Origin of the sequence: Staphylococcus croceilyticus, from assembly GCF_002902575.1 — a bacterium.
Lineage (GTDB): Bacteria > Bacillota > Bacilli > Staphylococcales > Staphylococcaceae > Staphylococcus > Staphylococcus croceilyticus.
On sequence record NZ_PPRD01000002.1, the window covers coordinates 35,252 to 55,804 of the forward strand.

The following is a 20,553-nucleotide window of genomic DNA, read 5'->3' on the forward strand; positions in this document are numbered from 1 at the left end:
TATTTTTTATATATTAATCTAAACTTGTTTTTAACTTATTAATTTAATGCCTCTAATATTTCTTGCTTATTAGACCATTTAAGAATTGAAACACCTTCATAGTCAGCAGCCTGTTTTACCCGAGAGGAAACACTATTTTCGATATCATTTGCAATTATAAACATTTGAGATTCTAGGTTATTTCTATGAGGTCTGTTAGGCTTTACATCTCTATAAGCAAAAGCATCAGAAGTTATTTTATTAAAATCTAAATTATTTGCAAAATTTAGAAGTTTTTCAGGCTTATTTTTTTTAGCAGGCAAAATAAAATCTATAGTATATTTAATACCTGACTCTCCAGCTACGGCAACATTCGCTGTACCAGTTATATCTTCATTGAATAAAAAGTCGAAAACTTCTTCATAAAATAGACTTGAAACATTTGATTTGCTTGTTAAAGTTAAATCATAAATTTTTAAAATTCCTTGAATTAAATTATGTTTAGATTGGGCAAAAGTATCGTTTTGGACATAGGATATTATCTCATCGTCATCCAATGTCAAATTAAATTGATTCATAATTGAACTAATTAATTTTTGTCTAGCTTTAGTATTAATATCAATACCAAACATTTTTAGCTCATTTAACGTTAAGCCATCATCAGAAAGTAGTAATTCATTATTATTAATTATATCTACATATATTCTAATGTAATCATTTAAATGATTTTTAAAAGGAGTGGTGATTTCAGTAGAGCCATCAAGCTTTTTATAGCTATAACGTTGTTTGAGCCAATTAAAATATTCATCCATTTTTTGCTCAATAATTTCCACTTTGATCACTCCTTTTTTATTATAATAACTTTGGAATAATTATAGCATTTTTGTGATTAATATTTGTATAATCCATAAAGAATTCTAAAGAATCCATTAACTCATTTTCCAATGCTTTATTTGATAATTTTGATAAGGGAATAGCTATTCTACCATTATCATATTCTTCTGAAAAAATATGAAGGTGAGGTGTTGGAATTCTAGTATCATTAGGGGGATTAGAGTGATCAGAACAAACGTACCATTAAACTCTTTTCAGTAGCGCTGTGAAGTAGTAATGTTAGATTATATTTATTTCTGTGGCCTTTTCTATTTACTATTAAAGTGAATTTCTCATCTTTATCTATATAATGAATTAATTTATGATTAGACTGTTGCCCAACTCCTGCCAGTTTTATAATTTCTTGTTCAAAATCTTTAATCATCTTTAACAAACGATTATAGCTTTCGTTTTCCATAAATCTATCTCCTTAAAAAATTGTATTAACAGAAAATGAAACAGTTAAATATTCTATTAATATATGATATTAAGATCTTAGCACTATGCTTTTGTATTTAAAGTATTGTTTAATTCTTTAAAAGGGTAACTATTATTTGTATAGAATCGCTATGATTTTCCGAAAAGTATTATCATAAAAGCCCTTAAGTGGTGATTAATAATTTTATTATATAATACAATTATTAATATGTAAGGTAGTTTTGAATTAATTATTACTTATCGAAATTTTTACTTGATAGCTTGAGCAATGGAAGAAATGTTTAAAAAGAGAAGGCGTAAGTACTCAAAAAAGACTCTAAAATTAGTGGGATTTAGCATTTATTTAAAAGGGAAAATAAAATAACAACGTTCTAGTTTAAAAAAGTATGTTTTTATAAACTATTAGTCCCCCCGAAAGGAATCGAACCTTTATTATAAGAACCGGAATCTTATGTGCTATCCATTACACTACGGGGAGAGAATATTAAAAGCCGAATTTCTGTACTATTTGTGATTTTAAAAGTACAATCTGTATGTATGTTTATAGTGTACAAAAAATTAAAAAATAGCGTCAATAGTTAATTTTTGACCATATTTGACTTTTGTTGTAAAATGAGTACAACAGTTAATTACAAGGAGGAAATATAAATGAATTTAATTCCTACAGTTATTGAAACAACAAATCGTGGCGAACGTGCTTATGATATTTATTCACGTTTATTAAAAGACCGTATCATCATGTTAGGTTCAGCAATTGATGATAACGTAGCAAATTCAATTGTATCACAATTATTATTCTTACAAGCTCAAGACTCTGAAAAAGATATTTATCTATATATTAACTCTCCAGGCGGTAGCGTGACTGCTGGATTTGCGATTTATGATACTATTCAACACATCAAACCAGATGTACAAACAATTTGTATCGGTATGGCTGCTTCAATGGGTTCATTCTTATTAGCAGCTGGTGCAAAAGGTAAACGTTTCGCATTACCTAATGCTGAAGTAATGATTCACCAACCATTAGGTGGTGCTCAAGGTCAAGCAACTGAAATCGAAATCGCTGCTAACCATATCTTAAAAACTCGCGAAAAATTAAACAGAATTTTAGCTGAACGTACTGGCCAAAGTATTGAAAAAATCCAAAAAGATACTGATCGTGATAACTTCTTAACAGCTGATGAAGCTAAAGAATATGGTTTAATTGATAGTGTAATGCAACCTGAAGATCAAAAATAAATAAGTTAAATAAAGATTTAAGAGGGAACGCCGTAACTGGCGCTCCCTCTTTTTTATACTTATCTTGAATTTTTTGACGCTTTCAAAAATAATCTGACTGATACAACTAATAAAAGTATACCTATGATTAGGAAAAATATAGACATTATGATAATGCCTATATTATTTTCAAAAGCAAATATACCATTCAAGATAAGAAATATGCTTGCAATAATGAGCAAAATATAGGTTAACTTGTTGTCATTCATGGTATCAAACTCCTATGTTTATTTGCTAATTAAATCTTCAAGAGCTATCTTCAGGTTAGGATATTTGAAATTAAAATCTAACGCATCAAGTTTATTAGGTAGAACTTTTTGCGTGTCTAATACAACTGTAGACATTTGTCCTAAAGCAGCTCTCATGGCTAAGGCTGGAACCCATGTTTCGTGCGGTCTATGCATAACGCGACCAAGCGTATAACCAAATAAGTTTTGACGTTCAGGTATTGGTGCTGCCATATTGAAAGGTCCTTTAGCAGTTGGCTCATTAATCGTGAATAAAATAGCACGACCTAAGTCCTCAATATGAATCCAAGAATACCATTGACGACCAGAACCTAATTTACCGCCTACATAGAATTTATATGGCAATTTCATCATTGGAAGAGAGCCACCCTCGTCAGATAAAATCATACTAAATCTACCCAACACAACACGAGTACCAAACGCTTCAAATTTTTTAGCAATACGTTCCCATTGATACACTACATCTGATAGGAAATCGAATGGAAGCGTGTGATATTGCTCAGTATATGTGTGATGTAAGCTTGGAGGATAATAGCCCATAGCACTTGCATTAAATAATACTTCAGGCTTTTTAGAGCGATTTTTAAATAAATCAACCAAAGCTTGTGTAGATTGGATACGGCTAATCATAATCGTTTGTTTATATGACTCAGTCCATCGTTTGTTTAATGATGCACCAGCAAGGTTGATGACCACATCAATATCTGGAACTTGTTCTTCCCATCCGTCTTTCGACCAATTTATATATGAAACTTTAGGTTCATCACTTACTTTATCACTACGCGTTAAAATAGTGATATGTGCATCTTGCTTTTTAATTTCTTCAACTAAGTGGCTACCTACCATTCCTGTGCCACCGGTAATAAGATATTGTTTCATGTTTACACCTCGTTTAAATAATTTTTTGATTTTAATAACACACTATTCTGTTCAAATAATGTCCAATGATTAGTCAATAATATGTCATTTCCTAAGCTGTAAACCTGATTATTTCTCGAAAAATTTAAGATATAATAAAGGAGAACCTTCGCATACTATTAACATCTTTCAATTAATATTAGTATACCCATAATTAGCGAAGGTCAATTTTGACTCCCTTTAGTAATGACCCATACGTTAATCGTATGGGTTTATTGTATATCTATTATAGTACTAATAAAAAATTTTTAGGAACAATATGATTAAAGGAATAAAAATTATTGATAATAGTAAAAAATCAAAAGAAGATGTTTTATCTTCATCATAATGGTCATTATTTATCATCATTGACTTAAGTTTAGTCTTACTTGTAGTGCTATTATCAAAGCCTTCTTTTGAAAAGTTTTCATGCATTCTTATCACGCTTTCAAATTTAGAAATAGATAACTTATTTAAATTTAGTGTTTGTAAGTACTTATGATGTTATCATATATAAGAGATTATATATGATATTTATTTTACAACTTAATTCTTTCGATATGATTTTTTTAGATAAATGCTGTAAAATTATATGCTACATTCATAGAAATACACCACTAAGTTTCAATGTGGAGCATCATAAGACTTGGAAAAACAAAAATTAAGATGACGGAGGCAGACAATTAAAAATGAGTAGTATTTCAAAAATTATCAGTACAATTGTCATTTTACTTTTACTTATAGGACTAGTTTTTGCTATTTTCTCATTTGTAGACAATTCAAAACGTGGAAGTGAACGTTTAAGTAATCAAACTACAGAAAAGCATAAAGATAGCGATAAAAAAGATGATAAGAAAGATAAGAAAGATAAGAAAGATAAGAAAGATAAAAAGGATAAAGATAGTGACAAAAAAGATAAATCTAAAGATAAGTCAGATAGTAAAAAAGGAACTCAATCAAATGAAGATAATTCAACGCCAAACAATGAACAGTACAATGCAGATGTTGTTAATCAAGGCAATGTAGGAACGCGACAAGCACCTAAAACACAAGAAACCCAACAAGCTACACCATCTTCACAACAAAACACGCCACAAACACCACGTACAAGAGAATCAACGAATGATTCTAAGACTAAACAACAACAATCAACTCAGAACACTACACAAAATAAACAAACAGATACTCAAGAACAACCAACACAGGAACGAGAAGATAACGAAAATAATCCTTCTCAATCTAATACTACACATTCAGGTTCAGCCTCAAATAGTAATAGCAATAACAACAATAATGATGCAACAACTAATCAGTCATCGCCTAGAACGAATCAAGCACCAAGCACTAATAATACACAACAAGCGAATACACAAGAAGCTTCAACTCAACAAAGATCAACTCAACAGTCGGTACAACGTAGTACTGCACAATCTCAAAATCAGAGTCAACAATCACAGTCATCAAATGAAAATGATAACAATTAAGTAAGTTAAAGAAACGCCCTTCAACGTAAAAAATTGGAGGGCGTTTTTTGTATGATAATTCAATATTAATACCAAATAGCATGTATATGCGTTTCTAGTTAGAACATCCAATTAAGTAAAAAAGTTAATAAGATTGAAAGAATTACAGAAATAAAAATAGAAGAAAGACAACCAAAAGGACAACCACAACCATATCGATAATGAATAGGTGAAGAATTTTCAAAGTCATCTCTTTCATTTCTAAAATAGTTATCATCTTTATATCTTTGATCAGATGGGTCAATGACCTCAACTTTATCTCGTTCTTCTTGACTCACGTTTAGCCCCCTCCTCATATGTTTACTTTATTTTAAACTAAAAATATTAGAAAAATAAAATAAAAACAATTCGCATAAAAAATTAAAAGGGAGGGTAATATTTTAAAATAAGAAGATTTTAACACCTAAATATGGACAAAAAATATTCCGATTATACTCTTTCGGAATAATTTTACAGATAATTTAAAATATTAGAGTTTTTCTCTTGCAATTTCATAAGCACAATAGTACTATTGCAAGTGTAAAGAGGTTAGATTTTGTCCCACGCGGGACACAAAAAGTCAAACCGGTTTTTTATACTATTGGTTACCTTTGATAAATAAAGGAGGAAGGTAGTAGTGAAAGACTTGATTAAAATTCAACAAAAGCTGATACCTGATTTAATAGATAAAATGTATCGACGCTTTTCTATCTTAACTACTATCTCAAATAATCAGCCAGTAGGTAGACGAAGTTTAAGTGAGCATATGGATATTACAGAGCGTGTTTTAAGATCTGAAACAGATATGTTAAAAAAGCAAGATCTTATTCAAGTTAAATCAACAGGTATGGAGATTACAGACGAAGGTACTGAAGTTTTAAACCAACTCAATGATTACTTCAATGTTTATAGTGATGATAATCAACTCGCTGCTCAGATTAAAACGGCATATAACATCAAAGAAGTTCATGTCGTACCTGGAGACGCTGATAATCACGAGAATGTAAAAGCTGAAATGGGCCGACAAGCTGGCCAGTTATTGGAAAGTATATTGTATGAAGATGCAATTGTATCAGTAACAGGTGGATCTACAATGGCTAATGTTAGTCGAGCGATGCACTTATTACCATTCAATGTTTTCTTTGTCCCAGCTCGAGGCGGTCTTGGTGAGAATGTTATTTATCAAGCCAACACAATTTCAGCAAGTATGGCTCAACAAACTGGTGGTTATTACACGACACTATATGTGCCTGATAATGTAAGTGAATCAACTTATAACACATTGTTGATGGAACCTCCTGTCGTACATACATTAGATAAAATCAAGCAAGCAAATATAACAATTCACGGTATTGGTGATGCGCTGAAGATGGCGCATCGTAGACAATCGTCTGATGAGGTGATTGAAAGACTTCAACATCACCAAGCCGTTGCTGAAGCTTTCGGTTACTATTTTGACGCTCAAGGAAAGGTTGTTTATAAAGTAAAGACAATCGGTTTACAACTTGAGGATTTAGAAACGAAAGAATTTATATTCGCTGTTGCCGGGGGTAAATCCAAAGGCGAAGCAATTAAAGCTTACCTAAGTATTGCTCCTAAAAACACGGTATTGATTACTGATGAAGCAGCAGCAAAAGTAATATTAAATAAGTAATAAAAAGTTAATAACTTTTTAAATATCATTTTAAAGGAGGCCATTATAATGGCAGTAAAAGTAGCAATTAATGGTTTTGGTAGAATTGGTCGTTTAGCATTCAGAAGAATTCAAGATGTAGAAGGAATTGAAGTAGTAGCAGTAAACGACTTAACTGATGACGAAATGTTAGCTCATTTATTAAAATATGACACTATGCAAGGTCGCTTCACTGGTGAAGTTGAAGTTATCGATGGTGGTTTCCGTGTAAATGGTAAAGAAGTTAAATCTTACGAAGAACCAGATGCAAGCAAATTACCTTGGGGCGATTTAGGTGTTGACGTAGTATTAGAATGTACTGGTTTCTATACTGAAAAAGAAAAAGCAGAAGCTCATATCAATGCAGGAGCTAAAAAAGTATTAATTTCTGCACCAGCTAAAGGTGACGTTAAAACTATCGTATTCAATACTAACCACAAAGACTTAGATGGTTCTGAATCAGTAGTATCAGGTGCTTCATGTACTACTAACTCATTAGCACCAGTTGCTAAAGTATTAAGCGATGAATTCGGTATCGTTGAAGGTTTAATGACAACTATCCACGCTTACACTGGTGACCAAATGACTCAAGATGGTCCACACAGAAAAGGTGACAAACGTCGTGCTCGTGCAGCAGCTCAAAACATCGTACCTAACTCAACAGGTGCAGCGAAAGCTATCGGTAAAGTAATTCCTGAAATCGATGGTAAATTAGATGGTGGTGCACAACGTGTACCTGTAGCAACTGGTTCATTAACTGAAGTAACAGTTGTATTAGAAAAAGACGTTACAGTTGAAGACGTTAACAATGCAATGAAAAACGCTTCAAACGAATCATTCGGTTACACTGAAGACGAAATCGTTTCTTCAGACGTAGTTGGTATGACTTACGGTTCATTATTCGATGCTACACAAACTCGTGTAATGTCAGTAGGTGGCCGTCAATTAGTTAAAGTTGCAGCTTGGTATGACAACGAAATGTCTTACACTGCTCAATTAGTACGTACTTTAGAATATTTAGCAGAATTATCTAAATAATTTAGAAGCCTAGTTAAATTAAACTTGTGCTCAGTACAACTGTCTTTTTAACAATACACTTGTACAAATTATAGAAATAAGTTAGCTTATGAGTAAGCGGGGAGCACTAACGCTTCTCCGCTTATTTTTATATCAATAATTCCTATTAGAGGAGGAAATTATAATGGCAAAAAAAATTGTTTCTGATTTAGATTTAAAAGGAAAAGTTGTTCTTGAACGTGCTGATTTTAATGTACCTTTAAAAGACGGTAAAATCACTAACGATAACCGCATTGTTCAAGCATTACCTACAATTAAGTACATCATTGAACAAGGTGGTAAATTAGTATTATTTTCTCACTTAGGAAAAGTAAAAGAAGAAAGTGATAAAGAAGGTTTAACTTTAAAACCTGTTGCAGATGCATTATCTGAAAAATTAGGGAAAGAAGTCACTTTCGTACCTGAAACTCGTGGTGAAAAATTAGAATCTGCTATTAAAAACTTAAATGAAGGCGATGTATTATTAGTTGAAAATACTCGTTTCGAAGATTTAGATGGCAAAAAAGAATCTAAAAATGATCCTGAATTAGGTAAATATTGGGCTTCATTAGGCGATGTATTTGTAAATGATGCATTCGGTACAGCTCACCGTGAACACGCATCAAACGTAGGTATTTCTACACATTTAGAAACTGCTGCTGGATACTTAATGGAAAAAGAAATTAAATTTATCGGTGGCGTAGTTAATGACCCACATAAACCAGTAGTTGCTATCTTAGGTGGCGCTAAAGTTTCTGATAAAATTGGCGTAATTAAAAACTTAGTGAATATCGCTGATAAAATCCTTATCGGTGGCGGTATGGCGTATACTTTCTTAAAAGCTCAAGGTAAAGAAATTGGTTTATCTTTATTAGAAGAAGATAAAATTGATTTCGCTAAAGAGTTATTAGAAAATAACGGCGATCAAATCGTTTTACCTGTAGATGCTAAAGTAGCTAAAGAATTCTCTAACGACGCTAAGATTACTGAAGTATCTAGTGATGAAATTCCTGCAGACCAAGAAGCAATGGATATTGGTCCTAAAACAGTTGAATTATTCGCTAAAGAATTAGAAGGCGCTCACACAGTAGTATGGAATGGACCAATGGGTGTATTCGAATTCAGTAACTTCGCTCAAGGTACAATCGGCGTATGTAAAGCAATTGCTAACTTAAAAGACGCTACTACTATTATTGGTGGTGGTGACTCAGCAGCTGCAGCAATTTCATTAGGCTTTGAAGATGACTTCACTCACATCTCTACTGGTGGCGGTGCGTCATTAGAATACCTTGAAGGTAAAGAATTACCTGGTATTAAAGCAATTAATGATAAATAATTAAACCTTTGAAAATGAATAACGTTTTTGTCTTTATTTTCACGGGAAAAAGCATTATAGCTAAGATGTTTAGCGAAAATAAATATTCAAAAAAACAATTAATATATAGGAGTGTAATCAATGAGAAAACCAATCATAGCTGGTAACTGGAAAATGAATAAAACAGTTCAAGAAGCTAAAGACTTTGTAAATAATCTACCTGCATTACCTGATGAAAAAGAAGTTGAATCAGTAATTTGCGCACCAACAATTCAATTAGATGCATTAATTTCTCTAGTGAACGATGGTAAAGCAAAAGGATTAAAAATTGGTGCTCAAAACACTTATTTTGAAGATAATGGTGCATACACAGGAGAAACTTCTCCAGTAGCATTAGCTGACTTAGGTGTTAAATATGTTGTCATTGGACACTCAGAACGTCGTGAATTGTTCCACGAAACTGATGAAGATGTTAACAAAAAAGCACACGCTGTTTTTAATCACGGTATGACACCAATTATTTGCGTTGGTGAAACTGATGAAGAACGCGAAAACGGTAAAGCAAATGACGTTGTTAGCAACCAAGTTAAAAAAGCTGTAGAAGGTTTATCTGATGATCAACTTAAAGAAGTTGTTATCGCTTATGAACCAATCTGGGCTATCGGCACTGGTAAATCTGCTACATCTGAAGATGCTAACGAAATGTGTGCACAAGTACGTAAAACAGTTGCAGAAGTTGCTAGCCAAGACGTTGCAGACGCAACACGTATTCAATACGGTGGTAGTGTGAAACCTAACAACGTTAAAGAATACATGGCTCAATCTGATATTGATGGTGCATTAGTTGGTGGCGCATCATTAAAAGTTGAAGATTTTGTACAATTGTTAGAAGGTGCTAAATAATATGGCTAAACAACCAACAGCATTAATCATTTTAGATGGTTTTGCTAACCGAGAAAGTGAACATGGTAACGCTGTAAAACAAGCGCATAAACCTAACTTTGATCGCTATTACAGCAAATACCCAACAACTCAAATTGAAGCAAGTGGTTTAGACGTAGGTCTACCTGAAGGCCAAATGGGTAACTCTGAAGTTGGTCACATGAACATTGGTGCAGGACGTATTGTTTATCAAAGTTTAACTCGTATTAACAAATCAATTGAAGATGGCGAGTTTTACGAGAATGAAGTTTTAAGCAAAGCTGCACAACATGTTAAAGACCATGATTCAGCATTACACATATTTGGTTTATTATCAGACGGTGGTGTGCACAGTCATTATAAACATTTATTTGCATTATTAGAACTTGCTAAACAAAAAGGTTTAGATAAAGTTTACGTACATGCATTCTTAGATGGCCGTGACGTAGATCAAAAATCTGCACTTAAATATATCGAAGAAACTGAAGCTAAGTTTAAAGAATTAAGCTTAGGTCAATTCGCTTCAATCTCAGGTCGTTATTATGCAATGGACCGTGACAAACGTTGGGACCGCGAAGAAAAAGCATACAATGCTATTCGTAATTTCGATGGACCAACTTATGCTTCAGCTAAAGAAGGTGTGGAAGCAAACTACGCTAATGATTTAACAGACGAATTTGTTGAACCATTTATCGTTGAAGGCCAAAATAATGGCGTAAATGAAGGGGATACAGTTATCTTCTTTAACTTCCGTCCTGACAGAGCAGCACAATTATCAGAAATATTTACTAATAAAGCATTTGATGGCTTTAAAGTAGAACAAGTGAAAGACTTATTCTATGCTACATTCACTAAATACAATGATAATGTAGATGCAGAAGTTGTCTTTGAAAAAGTTGACTTAACTAACACAATTGGTGAAGTTGCTCAAAATAACAACTTAACTCAATTACGTATCGCAGAAACTGAGAAATATCCTCATGTTACTTATTTCATGAGCGGTGGACGTAATGAAGAGTTCGAAGGTGAACGTCGTCGTTTAATTGATTCACCTAAAGTAGCAACGTATGACTTAAAACCAGAAATGAGTGCATATGAAGTTAAAGATGCATTACTTGAAGAGTTAGACAAAGGTGACTTAGATTTAATTATCTTAAACTTTGCTAACCCTGATATGGTGGGTCATAGTGGTATGTTAGAACCAACAATTAAAGCTATTGAAGCGGTAGACGAATGTTTAGGTGAAGTCGTTGACAAAATCTTAGACATGGATGGCTATGCAATCATCACTGCTGACCACGGTAACTCTGATCAAGTGTTAACTGATGATGATCAACCAATGACTACGCATACTACAAACCCAGTTCCAGTTATTGTAACTAAAGAAGGCGTTACATTGCGTGAAACTGGTCGTCTAGGGGACTTAGCGCCAACATTACTTGACTTATTAAATGTTGAGCAACCATCAGATATGACTGGAGAGTCATTAATTAAACACTAATCTCACTAACAATAGTGAATGAGGACTTTTTCAATATAGGTAGTGAAGCACAACATACCTATATTGAGCAGTTCTTAAAATAGTACAAATATTTTATTAAAATTTAAAATCAAGCTATAATAATTATAGAATCTAAATTAAAAGGAGATTTTTAACATGCCAATTATTACAGATGTTTATGCTCGCGAAGTCTTAGACTCACGTGGTAACCCAACAGTTGAAGTTGAAGTTTTAACTGAAAGCGGTGCTTTTGGCCGTGCATTAGTACCATCAGGAGCTTCTACAGGTGAACACGAAGCAGTAGAATTACGTGATGGAGACAAATCTCGTTACGGTGGTAAAGGTGTAACTAAAGCCGTTGAAAATGTTAACGAAATTATCGCACCAGAAATCGTTGAAGGTGAATTCTCAGTATTAGATCAAGTATCTATCGATAAAATGATGATTCAATTAGACGGTACACCTAACAAAGGTAAATTAGGCGCAAACGCTATTTTAGGTGTGTCTATCGCAGTTGCACGTGCAGCAGCAGACTTATTAGGTCAACCTTTATACAAATACTTAGGTGGATTCAATGGTAAACAATTACCAGTTCCAATGATGAACATCGTTAATGGTGGTTCTCACTCAGACGCACCAATCGCATTCCAAGAATTCATGATCTTACCAACAGGTGCAGAATCATTCAAAGAAGCATTACGTTGGGGTGCTGAAATCTTCCATAACTTAAAATCAATCTTAAGCGAACGTGGTTTAGAAACTGCAGTAGGTGACGAAGGTGGTTTCGCTCCTAAATTCGAAGGTACTGAAGATGCTGTAGAAACAATCATCAAAGCTATCGAAAAAGCAGGTTACAAACCAGGTGAAGATGTATTCTTAGGATTTGACTGTGCATCATCAGAATTCTATGAAAATGGTGTATACGACTACACTAAATTCGAAGGTGAACATGGTGCGAAACGTAGCGCAGCTGAACAAGTTGACTACTTAGAAGAATTAATTGGTAAATACCCAATCATCACTATCGAAGACGGTATGGATGAAAACGACTGGGACGGTTGGAAACAATTAACTGACCGCATCGGTGACAAAGTTCAATTAGTAGGTGACGATTTATTCGTAACAAACACTGAAATCCTTTCTAAAGGTATTGAACAAGGTATCGGTAACTCAATCTTAATCAAAGTTAACCAAATCGGTACATTAACAGAAACATTCGAAGCAATCGAAATGGCTCAAAAAGCTGGTTACACTGCAGTAGTATCTCACCGTTCAGGTGAAACTGAAGATACAACAATCGCTGACATCGCAGTAGCTACAAACGCTGGCCAAATCAAAACTGGTTCATTATCAAGAACTGACCGTATCGCTAAATACAACCAATTATTACGTATTGAAGACGAATTATACGAAACTGCTAAATTTGACGGCATTAAATCTTTCTACAATTTAGATAAATAAGATAACGCTGATTAAACTTCAGTTTTCAAAAGAATAGAGTTCACGCAAATGAATATCGCCTGTCACAGAGTTGAGACTGTGGCAGGCTTTTTTAGTTTTATTTTTTGGAAATGGAGGCCATACATCCCACATAACCTCATTTTCAGAAAGAGCAAATACCACACCATGAAGCTACCAATACCCCGCTTGAATTGCGACAGCTATGTGAACAAACTACCACCACAACATCCCCTATATTTAACTTACATAAGCAAACTGATATAATAGGCGTGTATTGAAAAGAAGGAGAGTCAAACATGGAGAATCAATCCCCACAGTCTAGTAAACGAGAACGCAATGCGGGTAAATTAATCGGTTACAGTTCTTTAATATTTAGTATATTGTTAATTATTCATAACTTTGTAGCATTGGATACGCAAACGGCTAAGGAGCTATTAACACAAGCAGGCCAAAAAGTGAATGACAGCACTGTCGCAAACATTCTAAACAGCTTTAGATATACAGGAATTATGTATATCTTAGCGTATTTAGCAGGTGTGATTGCGTTATGGAATCGTCATAAATATTTATGGTGGTTTATGTTTGCAGTATATGTGTCTAACGTATTGTTTACACTGGTCAACTTAGCGATGGTTATTAACGCAATTATTACTATTAAATCAGCATTATTCATTGCACCTATCATAATTGTCATTATAGGGTCAATTGTATTAGCAATATATATGTTAGTCATTTCAATCATGCGTAAGAGCACGTTCAATCGTTAGACATTGATAAGCAAGTATTGAGTATGATATAATTCTGAACGTATATAATGAACGGAGGACAATTTTCATGCATACACTTTTTATAGTACTATTAATAATCGATTGTATTGCATTAATCACTGTTGTATTACTCCAAGAAGGTAAAAGTAATGGACTTTCAGGTGCTATTAGTGGTGGCGCAGAACAGTTATTTGGTAAGCAAAAACAACGTGGCGTCGATTTATTCTTGCATAGATTAACAATTATTTTAGCAGTCATTTTCTTCTTATTAATGATTGGCATAAGCTATTTTGGTTTATAAGGTCCGACGATATAAATGTCGGGCTTTTTTATTTATAATTAAGTCGTGATAACGTCTTATAAACAAAGTAATGGTTTAAAGCCCATACAACATGTATAATTTCAGTGGAATGCGGGAATAATATATACTGTTTATAAAGGTAAATGTCTTTAAAGGAAGTAAGAAGACATCACTACAGGGAGTACTTAAAAAAGTAACATAGACAATTAGATGGAGAGGGATTATTCAATGCAAATTAAGTTACCACAACCGTTCTTTTTTGAAGAAGGGAAACGTGCTGTCTTACTATTACATGGTTTCACAGGTAATTCATCAGATGTAAGACAATTAGGGCGTTTCTTACAGAAAAAAGGGTATACATCATACGCCCCACAATATGAAGGACATGCAGCACCACCAGAAGAAATTTTAAAATCTAGTCCTCATGTATGGTTTAAAGATGTACTTGATGGTTACGACTATCTAGTAGATCAAGGGTATGAAGAAATTGCAGTAGCAGGTTTATCATTAGGTGGTGTGTTTGCATTAAAAATAAGCTTAAATCGACCTGTTAAGGGCATTATAACTATGTGTGCGCCTGCAGAAGTTAAAACGGAAGGTTCTATTTATGAAGGCTTCTTAGAGTATGCACGTAATTTTAAAAAATATGAAGGTAAGGATCAAGCGACGATTGATAAAGAAATGGAAGATTTCCGTCCTACTGAAACATTAAAAGAATTAAGTGAAACACTAGGCAATGTTAGAAATGAAATCGATGAAGTTTTAGATCCTATCTTAGTCGTCCAAGCTGAAAAGGACCAAATGATTGATCCTCAATCAGCTAATTATATATATGAGAATGTCGACTCAGATGAAAAACACATTAAATGGTATGCAAATTCAGGTCATGTCATCACAATCGACAAAGAGAAAGAACAAGTATTCGAAGACGTTTATGAGTTCTTAGAATCGTTAGATTGGTCTGAATAATAAAATAAATAATAAGAAATGAAAGAAGAAAGGAGGGGCATGATGAATTTAAAGCAATCCATTGAAGAAATCGTAAAACAACCGGATTATGAACCTATGTCGGTGTCTGATTTTCAAGATGCTTTAGGTCTTAATAGTGCCGACTCATTTAGAGATTTAATAAAGGTGCTAGTAGAACTCGAACAGGCAGGTTTAGTAGAAAGAACTAAAACAGATAGATATCAACGTAAACAATCTAAAAAAGCAACAAGTTCTAAACTAATTAAAGGAACATTAAGTCAAAATAAAAAAGGATTTGCTTTCCTACGTCCAGAAGATGAGGATATGGAAGATATTTTTATTCCGCCAACAAAAATTAATCGTGCATTAGATGGTGATACGGTTATTGTTGAAATTCAAAAATCTAAAGGTGAACACAAAGGTAAAATTGAAGGGGAAGTTAAATCTATTGAGAAACATTCAGTCACACAAGTAGTAGGTACTTATAGTGAGGCTAAACACTTTGGATTTGTTATTCCTGATGACAAGCGTATTATGCAAGACATTTTCATTCCGAAAGGTCAAAGCTTAGGTGCTGTAGACGGCCATAAAGTGCTTGTCCAAATTACTAAGTATGCAGATGGTACGGATAATCCAGAAGGTCATGTGTCTGCGATTTTAGGCCATAAAAATGATCCAGGTGTAGATATATTATCTATTATCTATCAACATGGTATTGAAATTGAATTTCCAGATAATGTCTTGAAAGAAGCTGAATCTGTACCAGAGGAAATCAAGCCTGAGGAAATTAAAGGGCGTACGGATTTACGAGATGAATTAACGATTACGATTGATGGCGCAGATGCAAAAGACTTGGATGACGCTATCAGTGTGAAAAAATTATCGAACGGCCATACTGAATTAACGGTAAGTATCGCCGATGTAAGCTATTACGTTAAAGAAGATTCAGCTTTAGACAAAGAAGCATATGATAGAGCGACAAGTGTTTATTTAGTAGACCGCGTTATTCCAATGATTCCACATCGTCTAAGTAATGGTATCTGTTCATTAAATCCAGAAGTAGACCGTTTAACATTAAGCTGTCGTATGGAAATTAATGAACGTGGTGAAGTGGTCAATCATGAAATCTTTGATAGTGTGATTCATTCTAATTATAGAATGACATATGATGCAGTTAATCAAATTATCACTGATAAAAATCCAGAAGTTCGTAAGCAATATCAAGAGATTACACCTATGCTTGATTTGGCTCAAGAATTATCAAATCGTCTAATTCAAATGCGTAAACGTCGTGGTGAAATCGACTTTGATATCAGTGAAGCTAAAGTATTAGTTAATAATGAAGGTTTACCAACTGATGTAGTATTACGTGAACGCGGTGAAGGTGAACGTCTGATCGAGTCATTCATGTTAGCTGCCAATGAAACAGTAGCCGAGCATTTTAATAAATTAGAGGTACCATTCATCTATCGTGTGCATGAACAACCGAAATCAGATCGCTTACGTCAGTTCTTTGACTTTATTACAAACTTTGGCATTATGGTCAAAGGTACTGGAGAAGATATCCATCCTTCAACATTACAATCTATTCAAGAAGAAGTTGAAGGCCGTTCAGAACAAATGGTTATCTCTACAATGATGCTACGTTCAATGCAACAAGCACATTATGATGATACTAACTTAGGACACTTCGGTTTATCAGCAGAGTATTATACGCACTTTACGTCTCCAATTAGACGTTATCCTGACTTAACAGTACACCGTTTAATTCGAAAATATCTCATTGATAAAGCAATGGATAATAAAGAATTACACAAATGGGAAGACAAATTGCCTGAATTAGCAGAACATACGTCACAACGTGAACGTCGTGCTATCGAAGCAGAACGTGATACAGATGAATTGAAAAAAGCTGAATATATGATTCAACATATCGGTGATGAATTTGAAGGTATCGTAAGTTCTGTAGCAAACTTCGGTATGTTTATCGAGTTACCTAATACAATTGAAGGTATGGTTCATATCTCTAATATGACAGATGATTACTATAACTTTGATGAGCGTCAAATGGCTTTAATTGGTGAACGCCAAGCTAAAGTATTCCGTATTGGTGATGAAGTTAAAGTTAAAGTAACACACGTTGATGTTGATGAGCGTATGATCGACTTCCAAATTGTAGGTATGCCTTTACCTAAAAATGATAGAAGCCAACGTCCAGCAAGAGGTAAAACAATCCAAGCTAAAACGCGTGGCAAATCTTTAGATAAATCTAAAGATGATAGTAATAAAGGTAAAAAGAAAAAACGTAAACAACGTAAAGGTAAAAACCAACGTAACCGTGATAAACAAGGCAAAACCAATCACAAACCATTTTATAAAGATAAAAGTGTGAAGAAAAAATCACGCCGTAAGAAAAAATAATCAGCAAAGAGGTGACAAGTAGTTATGGCTAAGAAGAAAAAGAAATCACCAGGCACATTGGCTGAGAACCGTAAAGCAAGACATGATTACAACATTGAAGATACGATTGAAGCGGGTATCGAATTAAAAGGTACTGAAATTAAGTCTATCCGTCGTGGTAGTGCCAACTTGAAAGATAGTTACGCCCAAGTTAAACGTGGCGAAATGTTCGTCAATAACATGCATATTGCGCCATATGAAGAGGGTAACCGTTTCAATCATGACCCTTTGCGTTCTAGAAAATTATTACTCCATAAACGTGAAATTATTAAACTAGGTGAGCGCACTAGAGAAATTGGTTATTCAATCATTCCATTGAAGCTATATTTAAAACATGGTCAATGTAAAGTATTGTTAGGAGTAGCACGCGGTAAGAAACTTCACGATAAACGTCAAGCTTTAAAAGACAAAGCAATGAAGCGTGATGTAGATCGTGCAATTAAAGCCCGTTATTAAGCACAATTGTTGCTTAATCGGGCCTCCTTTGATATGATAGTGAAAGTTGTTATTTAGAGTTGAAGTCAGTTAAATAATTATGATTTATTAGTTTTCTTAATAGCATTTAGGGGGCGTTCTTGGATTCGACAGGGGTCCCCCGAGCTCATTAAGCGTGTCGGAGGGTTGTCTCCGTCATCAACACATTCGGTTAAATATAACTGACAAATCAAACAATAATTTCGCAGTAGCTGCGTAATAGCACTCTGCATCGCCTAACAGCATTTCCTACGTGCTGTTAACGCGATTCAACCCTAGTAGGATATGCTAAACACTGCCGTTTGAAGTCTGTTTAGATGAAAATCAATCAAACTAGCATAATACTGGTTGTCTGTTGCTTACTATTATGCGAAATTTATCAATAGACTACACACGTAGAAAGATGTGTATCAGGACCTCTGGACGCGGGTTCAAATCCCGCCGCCTCCATACATAAAGCCTTATATATAAAGGTTTAAATTGAGTAAGTGTCTATTTTGTGTCTAGGAAGTAATCCTCTGACATATCATTGACCTTGCTCTTTTTTTGTACTTTTTTAAAGTTATATATTCAAATTTGAATTTTTGGGAGGTTATCATGCATTTAACTAAAATTGAATTAAAAGAACAAGATTATGACAGGGCATTAGATATATGGGAAAGATCCGTATTAGAAACGCATGCGTTTTTAAAAGAAAGTGATAGATTAGAATTGAAAAATGAAATACCAACCTATTTTAAATATGTAGAGGCATATTGTGGTATGACGGGGAGGGAGTCCTCGGTTTTTCTGGAACTAATGAACAAAACTTAGAAATGTTATTTATTGATCCTAAATATTTTAATCAAGGATATGGTACGAAAATTGTACAATATCTAATTATGGAAAATAAAGTACAGTACGTTGATGTGAATAAAGATAACGAGAATGCTATTAAATTTTATAAGAAAAATGGCTTTATAAAATATGATGAATCTCAAAAAGATGGACAAGGTAGAGATTACCCCATTTTGCATATGAAGTTAGGTTAAAAAATTGAAAATTAAAACAGTTATTGTATAATGCTAACAATATAATTTTTATTAGTAGGTGAATTGGTAATGATAGATATAGAAGAACTCATTGCAATACCCAAAATAGAATTACATTGTCATTTGGATGGTTCTGTAAGCTTTGAATATTTGAAAAGACAAGCAGAATTACAACATACCGATATCAATTTTAATAAAGTTTCTGCTAAAGAAGAATGCGAAAATTTAGCAGAATATTTAACATGTTTTGATGAGATATTAAAAGTGATGCAAACGGAAGATAGTTTAACTGAAAGTGTTATAGATGTAGCAAATCAAGCTCAAAAAGATGGTATTAAATATATAGAATTGAGGTTTGCTCCAAAATTTCATACTCAAAAAGGTATGAGTATTAGAGATACTTTAGAGGCAGTATGTAAAGGTGCAGAAATTGCAGAATCAGAATTTAGCATCATGGTGAGAATACTAGTTTGTGGTATGAAACATCATTCGAATGAAGAGAACATAAATATATTCAAACAGATTCATGATACAGAGATATTGAAAAAAATTTATTGTTGGCGTTGATTTGGCGGGTGGGGAAGATGATAATTCTATGTCTCAACATGCTGAAGCTATTCAATATGCCAAAGATAAGAAACTTAATATCACGTTGCATGCAGGTGAATGTGGTTGTATCAAGAATGTTTATGATGCTGTAAAAATGGGCGTGAAAAGAATAGGGCATGGAGTAGCACTATTTAATGATAAAGAACAATTGAATCATTTTCAAAATTCAAATGCATTATTAGAGATATGTCCCAAAAGTAATGTTCAAACTAAAGCGATTAACCATATTAAAGAGTTAGATTTAGATAGTCTTAAACGTTTAAATATACCGTATTTAATTAATACAGATAATCGCATTGTTACGCAAACTAACTTGATAAAAGAATATATTACTTTACTTGAAAACGGCGTGATTTCTATCGAAGAAATTAAAAGAATTAATAGAGAAGCTATAGATTATGCATTTCTTAATCATTTTGATAAAAGTAAGTTACTTAAGAACTGGTAGTGATTCGTACGTAGATCAATTATAAAAAAATAACCACTACTCTTTAATAAGTTGATTAAAAAGTAATGGTTATTCTTGTTTCTATAGTTTAGTGTTTATCTATTTTTTTGCCTTCTGTACGATCTGAATTACCAGAGCTTTTATGTGCTTTTGGATTATCTTTTTTATGTGTACTTTCTTTCACGTCTTTAGTTGAATTATCATGACTGCTACATGCGCCCAATAATAAGAAACTTGAAAGTAATAAAAACGCTACTTTTTTCATGTTATCACCCTTTGTATTCAATTTTTAAAAATATAAAATTTTGTGAAATTTAAATAATTATATTTTTAGTATGGCATATATTTATTAT

Annotated in this window: 24 protein-coding genes, 1 tRNA gene and 1 other RNA gene; 18 read left to right on the forward strand and 8 right to left on the reverse strand. The window is 33.4% G+C overall.

Annotation, left to right across the window (positions count from 1 at the left end; translation table 11 throughout):
• Positions 1-38: 38 nt before the first annotated feature.
• The 4 genes from CD128_RS00240 to CD128_RS00255 all read right to left on the reverse strand — a co-directional run bounded on the left by CD128_RS00240 (position 39) and on the right by CD128_RS00255 (position 1,768).
• A complete protein-coding gene (locus CD128_RS00240; protein WP_103328107.1) occupies positions 39-812 on the reverse strand; it encodes a DUF1828 domain-containing protein in 774 nt (257 codons plus the stop codon).
• Positions 813-831: 19 nt separating this feature from the next.
• Positions 832-1,011, reverse strand: coding sequence for a hypothetical protein (locus CD128_RS12000; RefSeq protein ID WP_103328108.1), 180 nt, complete (start codon positions 1,009-1,011; stop codon positions 832-834).
• Positions 1,012-1,039: 28 nt separating this feature from the next.
• Positions 1,040-1,270, reverse strand: coding sequence for a hypothetical protein (locus CD128_RS00250; RefSeq protein ID WP_103328109.1), 231 nt, complete (start codon positions 1,268-1,270; stop codon positions 1,040-1,042).
• A 426-nt stretch (positions 1,271-1,696) separates the two neighbouring features.
• A tRNA-Arg gene (locus tag CD128_RS00255) sits at positions 1,697-1,768 on the reverse strand.
• A 170-nt stretch (positions 1,769-1,938) separates the two neighbouring features.
• Between CD128_RS00255 and clpP the strand changes: the two genes are divergently transcribed.
• On the forward strand, positions 1,939-2,529 hold the full coding sequence (clpP, locus tag CD128_RS00260) for an ATP-dependent Clp endopeptidase proteolytic subunit ClpP (RefSeq protein ID WP_103328110.1): 591 nt from the start codon (positions 1,939-1,941) through the stop codon (positions 2,527-2,529).
• A gap of 59 nt (positions 2,530-2,588) precedes the next feature.
• Here clpP and CD128_RS00265 read toward each other — a convergent pair whose 3' ends face one another.
• Together CD128_RS00265 and CD128_RS00270 are read right to left on the reverse strand one after the other, a co-directional pair.
• Positions 2,589-2,777, reverse strand: coding sequence for a hypothetical protein (locus CD128_RS00265; protein WP_103328111.1), 189 nt, complete (start codon positions 2,775-2,777; stop codon positions 2,589-2,591).
• An 18-nt stretch (positions 2,778-2,795) separates the two neighbouring features.
• Positions 2,796-3,695, reverse strand: coding sequence for a TIGR01777 family oxidoreductase (locus tag CD128_RS00270; RefSeq protein ID WP_103328112.1), 900 nt, complete (start codon positions 3,693-3,695; stop codon positions 2,796-2,798).
• A 707-nt stretch (positions 3,696-4,402) separates the two neighbouring features.
• Here CD128_RS00270 and CD128_RS00280 point away from each other — a divergent pair.
• Complete coding sequence (locus CD128_RS00280) at positions 4,403-5,197, forward strand: DUF4887 domain-containing protein (protein ID WP_103328114.1); 795 nt, start codon at positions 4,403-4,405, stop codon at positions 5,195-5,197.
• Between the two features lie 98 nt (positions 5,198-5,295).
• On the opposite strand, the gene CD128_RS00285 is transcribed toward CD128_RS00280, so the two are convergent.
• Positions 5,296-5,514, reverse strand: coding sequence for a hypothetical protein (locus CD128_RS00285; protein WP_231917232.1), 219 nt, complete (start codon positions 5,512-5,514; stop codon positions 5,296-5,298).
• Positions 5,515-5,852: 338 nt separating this feature from the next.
• On the opposite strand from CD128_RS00285, the gene CD128_RS00290 reads away from it, so the two are divergent.
• From CD128_RS00290 to CD128_RS11980, 16 genes are all read left to right on the forward strand, one after another.
• Positions 5,853-6,869: a sugar-binding transcriptional regulator gene (locus CD128_RS00290; RefSeq protein WP_103328116.1), complete on the forward strand. Its 1,017-nt coding sequence runs from the start codon at positions 5,853-5,855 to the stop codon at positions 6,867-6,869.
• A gap of 48 nt (positions 6,870-6,917) precedes the next feature.
• A complete protein-coding gene (gene gap, locus CD128_RS00295; protein WP_103328117.1) occupies positions 6,918-7,925 on the forward strand; it encodes a type I glyceraldehyde-3-phosphate dehydrogenase in 1,008 nt (335 codons plus the stop codon).
• 163 nt (positions 7,926-8,088) lie between these two features.
• Complete coding sequence (locus CD128_RS00300) at positions 8,089-9,279, forward strand: phosphoglycerate kinase (protein ID WP_103328118.1); 1,191 nt, start codon at positions 8,089-8,091, stop codon at positions 9,277-9,279.
• 120 nt (positions 9,280-9,399) lie between these two features.
• Positions 9,400-10,161 (forward strand): triose-phosphate isomerase, encoded by a 762-nt coding sequence (gene tpiA, locus CD128_RS00305; protein WP_103297440.1) that lies wholly within the window; start codon positions 9,400-9,402, stop codon positions 10,159-10,161.
• Position 10,162: 1 nt separating this feature from the next.
• The gene (gene gpmI / locus CD128_RS00310; protein ID WP_103328119.1) at positions 10,163-11,680 is read left to right on the forward strand and encodes a 2,3-bisphosphoglycerate-independent phosphoglycerate mutase; all 1,518 of its coding nucleotides are present in this window, start codon (positions 10,163-10,165) and stop codon (positions 11,678-11,680) included.
• Between the two features lie 156 nt (positions 11,681-11,836).
• A complete protein-coding gene (gene eno, locus CD128_RS00315; protein WP_103328120.1) occupies positions 11,837-13,141 on the forward strand; it encodes a surface-displayed alpha-enolase in 1,305 nt (434 codons plus the stop codon).
• Between the two features lie 296 nt (positions 13,142-13,437).
• Positions 13,438-13,908, forward strand: coding sequence for a hypothetical protein (locus CD128_RS00320; RefSeq protein WP_103328121.1), 471 nt, complete (start codon positions 13,438-13,440; stop codon positions 13,906-13,908).
• A 67-nt stretch (positions 13,909-13,975) separates the two neighbouring features.
• Positions 13,976-14,209, forward strand: a complete 234-nt coding sequence (gene secG / locus CD128_RS00325; RefSeq protein ID WP_103297444.1) for a preprotein translocase subunit SecG — start codon at positions 13,976-13,978, stop codon at positions 14,207-14,209.
• A gap of 228 nt (positions 14,210-14,437) precedes the next feature.
• Positions 14,438-15,178, forward strand: a complete 741-nt coding sequence (locus CD128_RS00330; RefSeq protein ID WP_103328122.1) for an alpha/beta hydrolase — start codon at positions 14,438-14,440, stop codon at positions 15,176-15,178.
• A gap of 42 nt (positions 15,179-15,220) precedes the next feature.
• Positions 15,221-17,599, forward strand: a complete 2,379-nt coding sequence (rnr, locus tag CD128_RS00335; protein ID WP_103328123.1) for a ribonuclease R — start codon at positions 15,221-15,223, stop codon at positions 17,597-17,599.
• A gap of 24 nt (positions 17,600-17,623) precedes the next feature.
• A complete protein-coding gene (gene smpB, locus CD128_RS00340; protein WP_103328124.1) occupies positions 17,624-18,094 on the forward strand; it encodes an SsrA-binding protein SmpB in 471 nt (156 codons plus the stop codon).
• 109 nt (positions 18,095-18,203) lie between these two features.
• Positions 18,204-18,565: a transfer-messenger RNA gene (ssrA, locus tag CD128_RS00345) on the forward strand.
• Between the two features lie 144 nt (positions 18,566-18,709).
• Positions 18,710-18,925 (forward strand): GNAT family protein, encoded by a 216-nt coding sequence (locus CD128_RS11735; RefSeq protein ID WP_135351004.1) that lies wholly within the window; start codon positions 18,710-18,712, stop codon positions 18,923-18,925.
• A 2-nt stretch (positions 18,926-18,927) separates the two neighbouring features.
• Entirely contained in the window at positions 18,928-19,143 is a 216-nt protein-coding gene (locus tag CD128_RS00350; protein ID WP_231917234.1) for a GNAT family N-acetyltransferase, read from the forward strand.
• A gap of 69 nt (positions 19,144-19,212) precedes the next feature.
• Positions 19,213-19,710, forward strand: coding sequence for an amidohydrolase family protein (locus tag CD128_RS11975; RefSeq protein WP_269458891.1), 498 nt, complete (start codon positions 19,213-19,215; stop codon positions 19,708-19,710).
• Positions 19,711-19,738: 28 nt separating this feature from the next.
• On the forward strand, positions 19,739-20,200 hold the full coding sequence (locus tag CD128_RS11980; RefSeq protein WP_269458892.1) for an amidohydrolase family protein: 462 nt from the start codon (positions 19,739-19,741) through the stop codon (positions 20,198-20,200).
• Positions 20,201-20,288: 88 nt separating this feature from the next.
• On the opposite strand, the gene CD128_RS11740 is transcribed toward CD128_RS11980, so the two are convergent.
• Positions 20,289-20,465 (reverse strand): hypothetical protein, encoded by a 177-nt coding sequence (locus CD128_RS11740; protein ID WP_167797498.1) that lies wholly within the window; start codon positions 20,463-20,465, stop codon positions 20,289-20,291.
• Between the last annotated feature and the right edge of the window lie 88 nt (positions 20,466-20,553).

Excerpts from the sequence above, each read along its gene's own strand:
- CD128_RS00250 (WP_103328109.1), bottom strand. The coding sequence starts at position 1,270 with ATGGAAAACGAAAGCTATAATCGTTTGTTAAAGATGATTAAAGATTTT.
- clpP (WP_103328110.1), top strand. The coding sequence starts at position 1,939 with ATGAATTTAATTCCTACAGTTATTGAAACAACAAATCGTGGCGAACGT.
- CD128_RS00265 (WP_103328111.1), bottom strand. The coding sequence starts at position 2,777 with ATGAATGACAACAAGTTAACCTATATTTTGCTCATTATTGCAAGCATA.
- CD128_RS00270 (WP_103328112.1), bottom strand. The coding sequence starts at position 3,695 with ATGAAACAATATCTTATTACCGGTGGCACAGGAATGGTAGGTAGCCAC.
- CD128_RS00280 (WP_103328114.1), top strand. The coding sequence starts at position 4,403 with ATGAGTAGTATTTCAAAAATTATCAGTACAATTGTCATTTTACTTTTA.
- gap (WP_103328117.1), top strand. The coding sequence starts at position 6,918 with ATGGCAGTAAAAGTAGCAATTAATGGTTTTGGTAGAATTGGTCGTTTA.
- CD128_RS00300 (WP_103328118.1), top strand. The coding sequence starts at position 8,089 with ATGGCAAAAAAAATTGTTTCTGATTTAGATTTAAAAGGAAAAGTTGTT.
- tpiA (WP_103297440.1), top strand. The coding sequence starts at position 9,400 with ATGAGAAAACCAATCATAGCTGGTAACTGGAAAATGAATAAAACAGTT.
- gpmI (WP_103328119.1), top strand. The coding sequence starts at position 10,163 with ATGGCTAAACAACCAACAGCATTAATCATTTTAGATGGTTTTGCTAAC.
- eno (WP_103328120.1), top strand. The coding sequence starts at position 11,837 with ATGCCAATTATTACAGATGTTTATGCTCGCGAAGTCTTAGACTCACGT.
- CD128_RS00320 (WP_103328121.1), top strand. The coding sequence starts at position 13,438 with ATGGAGAATCAATCCCCACAGTCTAGTAAACGAGAACGCAATGCGGGT.
- secG (WP_103297444.1), top strand. The coding sequence starts at position 13,976 with ATGCATACACTTTTTATAGTACTATTAATAATCGATTGTATTGCATTA.
- CD128_RS00330 (WP_103328122.1), top strand. The coding sequence starts at position 14,438 with ATGCAAATTAAGTTACCACAACCGTTCTTTTTTGAAGAAGGGAAACGT.
- rnr (WP_103328123.1), top strand. The coding sequence starts at position 15,221 with ATGAATTTAAAGCAATCCATTGAAGAAATCGTAAAACAACCGGATTAT.
- smpB (WP_103328124.1), top strand. The coding sequence starts at position 17,624 with ATGGCTAAGAAGAAAAAGAAATCACCAGGCACATTGGCTGAGAACCGT.
- CD128_RS11735 (WP_135351004.1), top strand. The coding sequence starts at position 18,710 with ATGCATTTAACTAAAATTGAATTAAAAGAACAAGATTATGACAGGGCA.
- CD128_RS00350 (WP_231917234.1), top strand. The coding sequence starts at position 18,928 with ATGTTATTTATTGATCCTAAATATTTTAATCAAGGATATGGTACGAAA.
- CD128_RS11975 (WP_269458891.1), top strand. The coding sequence starts at position 19,213 with ATGATAGATATAGAAGAACTCATTGCAATACCCAAAATAGAATTACAT.
- CD128_RS11980 (WP_269458892.1), top strand. The coding sequence starts at position 19,739 with ATGTCTCAACATGCTGAAGCTATTCAATATGCCAAAGATAAGAAACTT.
- CD128_RS11740 (WP_167797498.1), bottom strand. The coding sequence starts at position 20,465 with ATGAAAAAAGTAGCGTTTTTATTACTTTCAAGTTTCTTATTATTGGGC.